At 47.5% G+C, this 11,997-nt stretch carries 10 protein-coding genes; 1 reads left to right on the top strand and 9 read right to left on the bottom strand.

Going from position 1 to position 11,997, the window contains the following annotated elements:
- Positions 1-321: 321 nt before the first annotated feature.
- From Ami103574_RS07700 to Ami103574_RS07660, 9 genes are all read right to left on the bottom strand, one after another.
- Complete coding sequence (locus Ami103574_RS07700; RefSeq protein WP_163066279.1) at positions 322-921, bottom strand: ABC transporter ATP-binding protein; 600 nt, start codon at positions 919-921, stop codon at positions 322-324.
- Positions 911-1,846: an ABC transporter ATP-binding protein gene (locus Ami103574_RS07695; RefSeq protein WP_163066277.1), complete on the bottom strand. Its 936-nt coding sequence runs from the start codon at positions 1,844-1,846 to the stop codon at positions 911-913. Before Ami103574_RS07695 ends, Ami103574_RS07700 begins: the two co-directional genes overlap by 11 nt.
- A gap of 21 nt (positions 1,847-1,867) precedes the next feature.
- Positions 1,868-2,782 carry an ABC transporter permease gene (locus Ami103574_RS07690; protein ID WP_207710530.1) on the bottom strand — a complete coding sequence of 305 codons (915 nt, stop codon included), beginning with the start codon at positions 2,780-2,782 and terminating at the stop codon, positions 1,868-1,870.
- Positions 2,782-3,768, bottom strand: a complete 987-nt coding sequence (locus Ami103574_RS07685) for an ABC transporter permease (protein WP_163066275.1) — start codon at positions 3,766-3,768, stop codon at positions 2,782-2,784. The genes Ami103574_RS07690 and Ami103574_RS07685 overlap by 1 nt, the downstream gene beginning before the upstream one ends.
- Positions 3,769-3,846: 78 nt before the next feature.
- Positions 3,847-5,451, bottom strand: a complete 1,605-nt coding sequence (locus tag Ami103574_RS07680) for an ABC transporter substrate-binding protein (RefSeq protein WP_163066273.1) — start codon at positions 5,449-5,451, stop codon at positions 3,847-3,849.
- 373 nt (positions 5,452-5,824) lie between these two features.
- On the bottom strand, positions 5,825-6,190 hold the full coding sequence (locus Ami103574_RS07675) for a metal-sensing transcriptional repressor (protein WP_163066271.1): 366 nt from the start codon (positions 6,188-6,190) through the stop codon (positions 5,825-5,827).
- A 153-nt stretch (positions 6,191-6,343) separates the two neighbouring features.
- Positions 6,344-7,828: a cadherin-like beta sandwich domain-containing protein gene (locus Ami103574_RS07670; RefSeq protein ID WP_163066269.1), complete on the bottom strand. Its 1,485-nt coding sequence runs from the start codon at positions 7,826-7,828 to the stop codon at positions 6,344-6,346.
- A 149-nt stretch (positions 7,829-7,977) separates the two neighbouring features.
- A complete protein-coding gene (locus Ami103574_RS07665) occupies positions 7,978-9,477 on the bottom strand; it encodes a cadherin-like beta sandwich domain-containing protein (protein WP_163066267.1) in 1,500 nt (499 codons plus the stop codon).
- Between the two features lie 160 nt (positions 9,478-9,637).
- Positions 9,638-10,966, bottom strand: a complete 1,329-nt coding sequence (locus tag Ami103574_RS07660; protein ID WP_163066265.1) for a CCA tRNA nucleotidyltransferase — start codon at positions 10,964-10,966, stop codon at positions 9,638-9,640.
- A 191-nt stretch (positions 10,967-11,157) separates the two neighbouring features.
- On the opposite strand from Ami103574_RS07660, the gene Ami103574_RS07655 reads away from it, so the two are divergent.
- Complete coding sequence (locus Ami103574_RS07655; RefSeq protein ID WP_163066263.1) at positions 11,158-11,961, top strand: AAA family ATPase; 804 nt, start codon at positions 11,158-11,160, stop codon at positions 11,959-11,961.
- Positions 11,962-11,997 lie beyond the last annotated feature (36 nt).

The raw sequence follows: 11,997 nt of genomic DNA, 5'->3' as shown, positions 1-11,997 counted from the left end.
TATTGCGGGCTGCACCTAAGGTGCTCCCCAAATACTCCAAGGCCTCTCAGAAGCTTTTTTCAGGACTGCACAGACCTCTGGAATATTCCATTAACGATTATATCATTCTGTTAAATTATTGTCTATATGCTTTATTATAAAAACTGATAATATTTTAACAAATAATGATTATATTCTTTTTTCAACAAAAAAGACCACCATTTCGGTCTAAGCTGTCGGCAGTCTTTTACAAAAAATTCTTTTTATTCCGATATCCGCCTAAGCTTTAACCGGATATTCTTTTTTCCTCTAAATTCTTTTAATTTTCATAATTTTCCCATCTTATGCTAACTGTACGACCCGGTTGCAGAGCTTATCCAGCAACTCCTGTTCATGGCTGATAACCACCAGCCCCATCTGATGCTCCCGGACATAATTCAACACGGTATGCCAAATCTGAGCCTGGGTAATAGCATCCAGCATGGCGGTCATCTCGTCAGCAATTAAAAACTTCGTCTTTTCTGACAGGGCCCGCAGCACGCAAAACCGCTGAAGCTCCCCGCCGGATAGCTCCGCTGGCCACCGCTCCAGCCACTCAGGCTGGATGCCCATAGCTTCAAGCAATTCAGACTCCGGAAACTGACCGGACTCCGCCAGCACCTTCTTCATCTTCCAGCGGGGATCCACAGCCTTTTCCGGATGCTGAAAAACCAGCTGCACTGGTTGAAATCCCCTAGCCGGAATCGGCTTACCATCCAGAAGAACCCGGCCCTGCTGAGGCGTCTCGTACCCTGCCAAGATTTTACTCAGCGTGCTCTTGCCCAATCCACTGGCTCCTGCCAGGCCAACCACCTCACCGCTATCGATATGAAAGCTTATATTCTCCAAAACAGTCTTTCCTGCCTGGTAGCCAAAGCTGATTTCTTCTGCGCTAAGTCGCATGATTGCACCTGACCTTTCCTCCTCGCAGTTCTCTCAGCAAGGGTTTCTCTTTTTCACAAACCGCTGTCTTCTTCAGGCAGCGGGGAGCAAACAGGCAGCCTGTTGGCAACTGGTCCCCGTAAGGCTGTGTTCCCGAAATGGCCTCAAAGCCTTCTCCCGGCCGAGCTTGATTCAAGGCCCTGGTATAAGGATGCCGCAAGCCCCTGCCTCCCTGGGCAAAATCTGCCGTCTTCGCTGTCTCCAGCACCGTACCACCATAAAACACCGCCACCCGGTCTGCAATTTTTAAAGCCGCTTCGATATCGTGGGTAATCATCAGCAAACTACAGCCTTGGTCTGCCAACCTTCTAAAATCTTTCAATACTTCGCCCAGCGCCTCTTCGTCCAAACCCGGCGTGGGCTCGTCGGCGATGATAACCTCAGGCTCTGCCGCCAAAGCGGTGGCCAGCAACACCTTTCGAGCCATTCCGCCCGACAGCTGAAAGGGATAGCAATCTGCGGTCTCTGGTTCCAAGCCGTATCGCAGCAACAGCTGTTCTGCGGTCTTCCGGCGGTCTCCTTTATGCTTTACTGACAGGCCAATCTGCTCCCCCACTTTCTGAAGGGGATCCAAATAGGTTACCGACTGAGGTATCAACACCAACTCCCGTCCTCGAATACGCTCCTTTTCCCATTGTCCCAGGATTTGATCTCTGTAATAAATCTCTCCCTCCAAAGCAGCGTTGTCCGGCAGAATACCCAGCAGGGCGTGAGCCAGCAGACTTTTCCCTGAACCGCTGGAGCCTACCACTGCCAGAATCTCCCCCTTCTGCAACTCCAGATCCAGACCATTGATGACCGTTAGTTTCTTTCTCCGCAGGCCCTTTGTATACTGAGAAAAGGTAATCTTCATGTCCTTTACTTGTAAAATCGTACTCTTTTCCATCTTTCCCGAGATACCTCCTCTTTATCGATTCGCTGATTTGGGATCCAGCAATTTTTCTATATTTCGTCCCAAGTTGTTGACCATGATAGACACCAATACCAGGCTGAGACCTGGGAAAAAGGCCAACCACCACTTCCCGCTGGTCAGATATTTCATGGATTCAGAAAGAATCACCCCGATAGCCGGCTGATGGGCCGGCAAGCCAAACCCCAAGAAAGTGATGGACGCTTCGTGAAGGATGGCGTGAGGAAAAATTAGCACCGTGCCCACTACCAACTGCGGAATAATATGAGGCAGTACGTGATACCTGGCGATAAAGAGGCGGCTTTTACCCAGATTCCTGGATATCTTCACATATTCCACTTCCTTAAGCTGCATAACCTCCGCCCGAATTACCCGGGTCAACGACGTCCAGTGAGTGGCCGTAATGCCGATGACCAAGCCCCGTACGCCTCCCCCGCAAGCGATGGAAATCAAGATGACCACCAAGGTGTGAGGCACGGACAAGGTCAAGTCGATGAGCCAAGAAATCAAAGCATCAACCTTTCCCCCCAGCAGCGGAGCTCCCACACCTAAAAGCATGGCCAGCAAACTGCTGGTTACCGAGCATAACAGCCCAATCTTCATGCTCAGACTTAATCCCTTCAAAGTCCGCAGCAGCATATCCCTGCCTACCCAGTCGGTACCAAAGAGATGGTCCGCTCCCGGCGGGCGAAATATCTGACTTAAGTCCACATATAAGGAATCCACACCAATGAGACTTCCCGCCAACAGCACCCCCAGAAAAACTAGAACCAGCATCCCCACGGAAGCCAGCGTTTGTTCCCGAATACCCAAGGATAGCCCCCCGATGTCTAAGGTCCCCGCAGGCCTGTCCAAATCCAATCGCTCTATGTTTCGGCGTTTTTCTTCTATATTATATGCTTTGTTTGCCATTACGCCCTGTGCCCCTCTCTCATTCTCGGATCTACTACTTGATACATCAGGTCTGCCATCAGATTTCCCACATAGACAAAGACTAAGCTAATGATGACAATGCCCATGAGCAGAGGCAAGTCTCCCCGCAATCCGGACTGAACTACAGCTCGGCCTAACCCCGGATAAGAAAATACCTGCTCTACAAAGACCGCCCCGCCGAACAGTTCGCTAAAAGAAAGAAATTGCAGGGTGATAGCCGGCAGCGATACATTGCGAATGACGTGATGATAGACGATACTCCTGCTGCTTTCACCTCTGGCTCTTGCAAAGAGAATAAAATCGCTTCTCATGACATCGGCTGTCTTTTCTCGGGTGTGCAGACAAATGTTCGCCACGCCCAGCAAACTCAAGGTCAACGCCGGTAAAATCAAATGAGAGACCTTGTCCAGCAGACTCACATCCTCCGCCAGCATGCCGATCGGCACGCTCATGGCCACGGGAAACCACCCCAGCTTCACAGAAAAGATCATCATGAAAAGAATCCCCAACCAGAAAGTAGGGGTGGATATGAGCAAGTGACAGTAGGCACAAATCAGCTTATCCACCAGCTTTCCTTCCTTTATGCCCGCCAGTATGCCAAGGGCAAAACCGATTATTCCGGATAAAACCCAAGCCATGGCCATCAAGGCCAAGGAGGACATAAACTTTTGTCCGATAACCTCCAGCACCGTTCTCCGATAAATCATCGAAGTGCCCCAATCCCCCTGCATCAAGGAAAGGAACCAGCTCATAAATCGTTCTACCGGCGGCTTGTTCAAGCCCCAGTGCTCTGCAATTAAGACCCGCTGCTCTGCTCCTACCTTCGTGCTGGCTCCCACATAAGCCGTCACCGGGTCGATTGGCGATAGTTCCATCAACACAAAGGTCAGAATACAGATGGCAACCAGAAGCGTCATTAATTTAATCAGTTTTTTTAATATAAAATTTCCTGCATTGACTTTCATATATGCTCCATTTACTAAAAGCACAAGGTATTTCCCCAAAGAAAATACCTTGTACCCCTATGTCTTTATGACTCTACCTTACTTCTCCCAGGACCACTCCGCCACATTGTCGAAAATTCGTCCTCCGTGAGGCTGAACGACCGGCGTTCCAAAGCTGAATCCCTCTGGTGCCAGGTACACGTGATTGGCGTTAGCCAGCCAGCAGTAAGGAGCGTCCCCTCTGGCAGAAGTATATTTCTGCATTTCCTGCCAGTAAGGCAGTGCCTCCGCTTCATCCGTAGCTGCCAGCGCCTTGTCGATCGCCGCGTCTGCTGCCGGGTTTTCATAGCAGCCTGAGTTATCCCAAGCCACAGGCCCACCGGCATTGCCGCCGTAATACAGGTTGTACAGCTCCGACGGATCCCCTGAACCAAAACCATAGAAGACGGCTTCTTGATGAATGTCTGCTAAAATCGTATCCCAGGTAACCTTTTTTAACTCAATCTCAATGCCAATTTGGCTGGCCACTTTAATGAATTCTAAAGCCATTTCCTGACGGTAAACACCCTCGGTATACAACAGCTTAAAGGCCGCTTTCTGTCCGTTCTTTTCCAGAACGCCATCTTGATCGGCATCTGCCCAACCACCATCAGCTAAAATTTTCTTTGCGCTTTCAATGTCACCGTATTCGGAAGGCTCAAGTACGGTGTCTTTGTTCAGCCAAGGCATCTTTTCCAAGCCAGTGGTAGATACACTGCCATAGCCGTTGAGTACCCCCGAAACAATCTGTTCCCGGTCTACTGCCGTATTTAATGCCTTTCGGATGGCCAAATCACTGGTTACATTATTGCCCATGACTGCTCCGTCCTCCGCCGGCTTGCCTTCATTAGCTACCATCGGGAAGTTCACACCATAGCACTCGATGCTAGGAATATCGATAACTTGAGTCCCCTCCACTTTTTGTCCTGCCAGGTTCCCGTTTATCTGAGCCACATCGATGGTTCCACTCTTCACCGCTTCAAAAGCAGTATCCGTGTCGAGGAACACCATGGTCAATTTCTTTATCTTAGGTGCAGTGCCGTAATAATCCTCGTTAGCTACAGCAATAACCTGCTGGCCCTTGTCCCACTGAACGAATTTATAAGGGCCAGAACCAATTGGATGATCTTTAAAGTTCTCATCGTGAGCATGTTTTGGTACGATGCCCAGATAAGCCAGCCGTTCTATAAACGGAGAGTAAGGTCTGGTCAGCTGAAACTCCACGGTCTTGTTATCCAGAGCTTTCATGCTCTTAATAATCGTCAAGTCAATATCCGATCCAGAATCCTTAGCCGTCCCATACGTATAAATAACATCTTCCGCCGTTACCGGTGTGCCATCTGTAAAATTAGCGTCCTTTCGGATGGTTACAATCCAGGTCTGCTTATCATCGGACACCTTATAACCGGTAGCTAAGTCGTTTGTCCAACCCAGCTCCTTATCCCGTTGAAAAAGGGTAGAAAAAAATACCTTTGTAACAGAACCATGTCCCCCTGTCGTTGAATCAAACCCGCTCTCTGGTTCTTCCCCAATGGCTACAATAAGTTCATCCCCAGCGATTCGCTGCTCCCGAGCCGTCTCTTTGTTTCCGGCTCCGCAGCCTGACAGCGCAGTCAGGGTCAAGACTAAAACCATCAACAGTCCTATCAGTTTTCTCTTATTCATGTACATCTCCTTCTTTCAATTTGATATATTGCTATCTCACTTAAAGCAAATTTTGGCAACCTGCCTTTCGGCTGGTATCAAAATGCGCTGAAAAACAGCGTTCTCAAGCTTCTTTGACTATTATAGCGGAATCCTGTTTCTCCGCAAGCCGCCACGGGGGATAAAAGTTTTTTCTTTTTTTATCTGCCAAAAACCTGCATTTTTCGCCTGTTTAATCTGGTGAAGTGACACAGCGGTCCAAGTTATCTCCCTAGTCCTATGCCCCGGATAGGGATAGGCCTGGAGAGATAAGCCAATTTTTTCCGAGTACACAAAAAGTCTGCCGAGCTCAGCCCGACAGACTTTTATGCTTTATAAAGCTTGAATTCACTTTTTATTTAATAAACCGATCAATAGCCTTGTTGAGGTTTTCAATAGCCGTCTGATCACCGGATTCCACGGCGTCTACAATACAGCTGGTGATGTGGTCGGAGAGGATGACCTTCCCCGTGTTGTTCAAGGCCGCAATCACAGCAGACAGTTGAATCAGCACCTCACTGCAATCTTTTCCTTCCTCTACCATGCGTCGGACAGCTTCCAGGTGTCCGCTGGCTCGAGACAGACGATTAAGTACGGCTTTGGTGTTCTGATGAGGGTGCGCATGAGCGTGGCTGTGCCCCTCTTCATGGGTGTGGCTGTGTCCATGCTCTTCCTGATCAGCCTGGAAGATCTGATTTTGTAATTGGTTTTTATCTTTCATATTCAACACTTTCTCTCCGCTAGAACCTTCTTGACGACACTCTCTGGTGGCGTTTGCCTGTAACACACCACTTCAACGATAAAATCAATTATACTAAATCCCATCTTTTTTGTCAATGAAGGAGCTCTTCCGACATTTTCTTAAGGAGCTGTCTCAACTGGCTGAATAGCTTTGGGTGGTCTGGGTTTGAATGGTATCGGAGACCGAATCATAACTCAAACCAAAGTTCAACAGCATGGCTACGTCTCGCAACATCACATAATTGTTTCCATCGATATTATAAGTCATCAGGCTGACCTGGCCGTTATCCAAGTATACCGACTGCTGGGAAGCTGCAATCTCCTTAGCCTGTCCCAGAGCCATGTTCTCTTGTCCTACCGAGGTATAATACCCCCCACTCAAAAGAGCAATCCGATTGCTGGTCTCATCGTAGCTGACGGAAAACTGCTTGGAGGTTCCAAGCAACAAACTAGCCAGATCCCGCAGTTTAACAAAGTTGTTGCCATTGATATTGTAGGCGTTTAGCTCTCTGGATACGCCATCAATGGTCATCTTTTGACCGCTGACGCTAGCCTCCAGGCTTGCTGGTTGCCTATACACACTAATCGTATACGTGTTGACCTCGTTAGTACCTGTAGTAGACTTGACACCAACTTTAAAGGTGTTCGTTCCCTCGCTTAATATGTAATTCTGGGTCCAGTCGTTTCTGCTCTGAACCACGTCGTTGATATACAGGTTACACAGCTCATCCGTGCTTAGATAAAAGCTGATGCTGTCCACGCTGTTGCTGACATTGGTGGTATAATTTTCCTTGCTCGAATAGAAGGTCGGGCTGAGAGATACCGTATTGCTCCCGCCGTCTCTGGCGGCAAGCCCGGTCAGCACGGCTTCCACATTTTCTTCATAGGCAGCGGTGATTATGTAGGTCTTCGTATCCTCACAATTTTCTGCCACCACAGTCACCTCAATCTTATTGCTCCCAGATTGCAGACTCAGCTCCACATAGCCGCTGCTGTTGACCGGTTCACCGTTTATCAACACATGGGCATCGGTATCAGACGCCTCTGCATATATCCGAGCGGTCTTATACGTGTTCGAACTGATATCGGCAGTATAGGAGGTCGTGCCCTCATCGAAGTCTTTGTTTAGTTCCACTTCGGTGTAGGTTCCGCTGTCTGTTTTATTTTTAATCACTAGGCTATCTAGGTACACATCATCGCTGTCATCCTCGTCTCCACAGTAGAACGTGACCGTGTATGTATCCAACGTGTCTCCGTCTCCGTCTTCGTCTTCTACTTTGATATCAATTTCATCCCCATCATCAATATCCTCTATCAACGCGAAGTAATCATCGTCTTCATCAATCGCCTCTCCGTCGCAGTATACGGTGTAGTCGCTATCGTCAGGCTTCATATATAAGTAGGCTGAGTCGGCTCCATCCGGCAGAAAAACGGTATAATCCGCAATCTCCGGATCGAAGGCCGGGAACATATCATACAATTTGCTGGAACTGGTGCTAGAGCTTTTGCTGACCAGCAGCTTGCTCAGAGACTCGTCTGCCGTAGTTCCCCCAAAGGCCATAGAGCCCGAAGAAACCACTAAACACAGTGAAAGAAATCCCGAAAACATCTTTTTCATAAAATAAACCTCCATACGTCATAAGGAATAACACATCGGCTTCTTTTTTCATCTATCCGATATAAAAATTATCCCTTATTTGTATGAAGGTTATCTTAATTTAAATTGATTTTAACTTGTTACTTTTTTGTAGAGTTAGTGAATAAGCCTTAGTTGAGGCTGTAGTTGCTGCTGGTCGTAATTTGAATCGTATCTGTAGCCGAGTTATAAGACAGTCCAAAATTTAACAGCAAGGCCAAATCTCGCAGCATAACATAATTGCTTCCGTCGATGTTGTAGGAAGTCATCCCCATGACCTGATTGTCCAGCGTAATGGTCTGAATGGAAATCATCATCTCCTTGGCTGCCGTCAAAGCCTTGTTTTCCTGGCCGTTAGCCGTATAGTATCCACCGGATAACAGAGAAATAGCGTTGGTTGCCTCATTATAACCTACGGAAAATTGCTTGTTGGTTCCCTGCAATATGCTGGCGATATCCCGCAGCTTGACAAAATTGCTGCCGCTGATATTGTACGCATTCAACTGCTTAGATATCCCATTTACATTCATATTCTGAATGCTGACCATGGTCTCCAGCTTAGCTGCATGCTTATAAACAATCACACTGTAAGTCTTGATATCATACGTATCCCCCGTTAAGTAAACCGTAATAGCAAAATTATTCGGTCCTTCATTGAGGTTGTAATTTTGACTCCACACCGCGTTGCTCAGTTCCGTGTTGTTCAGGTACATTTTAGTGCCGGAGTCCGCTGTCAAATAGAAGCTGACACTTTGAACATTGCTGCCTACGCTGCCAGTATAATTTTTCTTTCCTGAATTAAAGGCTGGGCTCAGAGAAATGGTGTTGCCGTTGTTGTCCTTTGCACTTAAGGCTGTAATAATGGCTTCTGCCGCCTTATCGTCGGAACTACTGCTACCTCCCTTGTAGGTCACCGTCAGGGTGTACTTTTGGGAATCCTCACAATTTTCAGCGATAACTGCAACGGTAAATTCATTCTTGCCCTTGGACAATTCAACATCCAAGTAGTCGTCCTCTAACAACTGGCCATTAATCAATACATGGGCTTTGGAATCCTCAGCCTCTGCATAAATTCGCGCGCCGTCGTAATCGTTTTCACCAATGGAAACGGTGTATTCTTTCGTTTTCTTAGAGAAATCTTCCTTTAAGCTTACCTTCGAGTAGGAATCTTTACCCGTCTTTTCTCGAATAGACAGGGAATCTAAGTAATCTTCATCGTTGTCATCCTCATCCCCGCAGAAGAAGGTTACCGTGTAAGTGTCCAGCTTCTTATCGTCTTTATCTCGGACTACGATTTTCACCTGATCCTCGTCGTCGATGTCTTCCTGTTGGAAGTAATAGTCGTCGTCATCATCCACTTCTTTTCCATCGCAATATACCGTGTATTTGCTACTGTCGGGCTTCATGTATAAGTAGGCCGAATCTGCGCCCTTCGGTAAAAATACGTAATAATCTGCAATCTTTGCATCAAACTCCGGAAACAGCTCATAAACCTTACTGGAGCTGGTACTCTTGCTTTTGCTGACCGACAGCTTGCTCAACGATTTGTCCGCTGAACTGGCCGCCATGGAGATGCCGCTGCTGGCCAAAATCAAAGATAAAACAAGTAAAATAGAAAAAAACCTTTTCATAATGTCCTCCCTTTTGTTCATTACCATAACGAAGCATTCCCCCCGTTATACCTTATCTTCTATTATGCACTATTTACATAGGACTTTTCCAGCCCTAATCCCAACTTTTTGTCTTTTTTCTGATTAGTAGTTGATTTATCCTGTTATATTACCTGACGGCTCACAACCTTTTCACTGCCTGGAGTAAAGTTTCTCTGGTATTCTCCAGCTGTTCTTCCAAAACCTGCTCTAATAGTTTCTCCAGCAGCTCTCCCACCTTTTTCCCGGCTGGAATCCCCAGAGCCATCAGATCGTGTCCATTTACCGCCAAGTCTTTTAAGCAAAAACACTGCCCCTCCTCCAACACCTGCAGCAGCTTCCTGCGGATAGCGCCCAGCATGTTCAGCTTTCGTTCCCGAAGATAATCTGACTGACCCATAATGTCGGCATATTTCACCTGCAGCAGCCGTTCAAACTGCACTGGTCCCAACTTGTGAAGCCATTTTTTTATCAAGGGACCGCTTTCTCCCACCTCTGCATCGTGATATTTGATCAGCTGACAGACCTCCCGAACCGTTTGTCCATCCATTTTAAGTCGTTTCAATATAGCCTCTGCCATGGTGGCTCCCTGCTCCCCGTGACCATAAAAATGCCCCACCCCGTCTTTTCCGAAGGTATAGCTTCTCGGCTTGGCTACATCGTGTAAAAGTACAGCCAGCCGGACAACTAAGCTTTCCTCTGTGTGTCCTAACGCCTCTAAGGTATGCTTCCACACATCATACCAGTGGTGGGGATTGTGCTGTTGACACTCCGCCATCGGCTTTAGTTCCGGTAAAAATACTTCAATTATATCCCGGTACTCTTCCAGCACCCCTTTAACCCCTTGCCCGCAGAGCAGCTTGCAGAACTCTGTCTGAATTCGCTCTACCGCTACGATGGACAATAACGAACCGCTGTTATGAAGACTTCTGGCCGTCTCCGCCTCTATGGAAAATCCCAGCACAGAAGCAAAGCGCAAGGCTCGGATAATCCGCAGCCCATCCTCCCGCAGCCGTTCCCCAGGCTCCCCTACACAGCGTATTAGCTTAGCTTGTAAGTCCTTGCATCCACCATAGGGGTCTACAAGTCCCCTCCGCGCGTTATAAGCCAAGGTATTTACGGTAAAATCCCGTCGGGCTAAGTCCTCTTCCAGGGAGGTGACAAACGCCACCTCCTCCGGCCTCCTGCCATCCATATAAGTGCCATCTTGCCTGTAAGTGGTCACCTCATAGGCCTGTCCCCCTAAAAGGATGGTCACGGTGCCATGTTGGATTCCTGTATTCAACAGCCTGCAATCCGAAAAGCAAGACACCACTTGCTCCGGCTTGGCAGAGGTGCAGATGTCCCAGTCCTCTGGAACAATTCCCAGCAGCTGATCCCGGACACAGCCCCCTACGATATAGGCTTCAAATCCTTCAGCCTCCAGCCTGCTTATTATTTTTTCCACATCTATCGGTATGTTGATAATCACGTTTTCCTCCGTCCCACAGGTTTCTCCTGTAGGTATATGCTTTATTTTACCTTATTTTCTCGTTTTTGTATAGGCGTCTTACCCCTCCTGCGAAAATCTCCTGTTGCTATCTGCTTCCATATGGCTTATACTATTTTCAGAACATAAGTTCTCATTTGAAGATTATCACCATAGACGGAGGAATAGACACGATGGTTTATATAAATGGATTTCAAATCTCTACCCACAAAATAGAACGCACCAATGCGTACCCTTACAATGTGTTTGAGCACAAAGACTGGGGCTATCTGCCCCTTGGTCCCATCACTGTTCTATATGGCAACAACGCCTCCGGCAAATCCACCTTACTGAACATCATGGCCAATAAGTTCCAAATAAAAGGAGCGGAAACCATCCGTGGAGATTTCCAGTATTTCCAGCAGTTTATCGGCGAGTGCAGCTTTACCTTCAACGAGGACGACCAAGGCCGAAGCTTCCAGACGCTTTCTCCTCATAGCCGCTACATCAAAAGTGAAGACATCCTCTACGAAGTAAAAAAGATTCAACAGGATTCTCTGTTGGTGGAAAGCCATCTATACCAACAGTTTTTGGCAGGGGTTTCCCTGGGAAAGCTGGCGGAGTATGAGCATTCCTGGGCTTGTAAAAATCGACTGGATGAAATTCGCTTTGCCCTGGAAAAATACTCCAACGGAGAGACCTCCTTGCAGATTTTTGAAGACAGCATCTATGCAGATTCTCTCTACATTCTGGACGAGCCGGAGATGTCTCTTTCCCCGCAAAATCAGGTATTATTGGCAAAAAAAATAAATGAGTGGGCGAGATTTCTATCCTGTCAATTTATCATCGCCACTCATTCACCATTTTTTTTAGGCACCTTAGATGCCAGTATTTACAACTTAGATACGGCTGACCTTCGCTCCTGTCACTGGAGCCAGCTGGAAAACGTCCGCTTCTACCACCAGTTCTTTAAAGAACATGAGGAAGAATTTTGCTAGTCTCTTCGTACCACACCAACAAGAGGTACAAGCCCT

The organism is Aminipila butyrica, from assembly GCF_010669305.1.
GTDB lineage: Bacteria > Bacillota > Clostridia > Peptostreptococcales > Anaerovoracaceae > Aminipila > Aminipila butyrica.
Note: the sequence above shows the minus strand (reverse complement) of the source record. Positions and strands in the feature narration are given on the sequence as shown.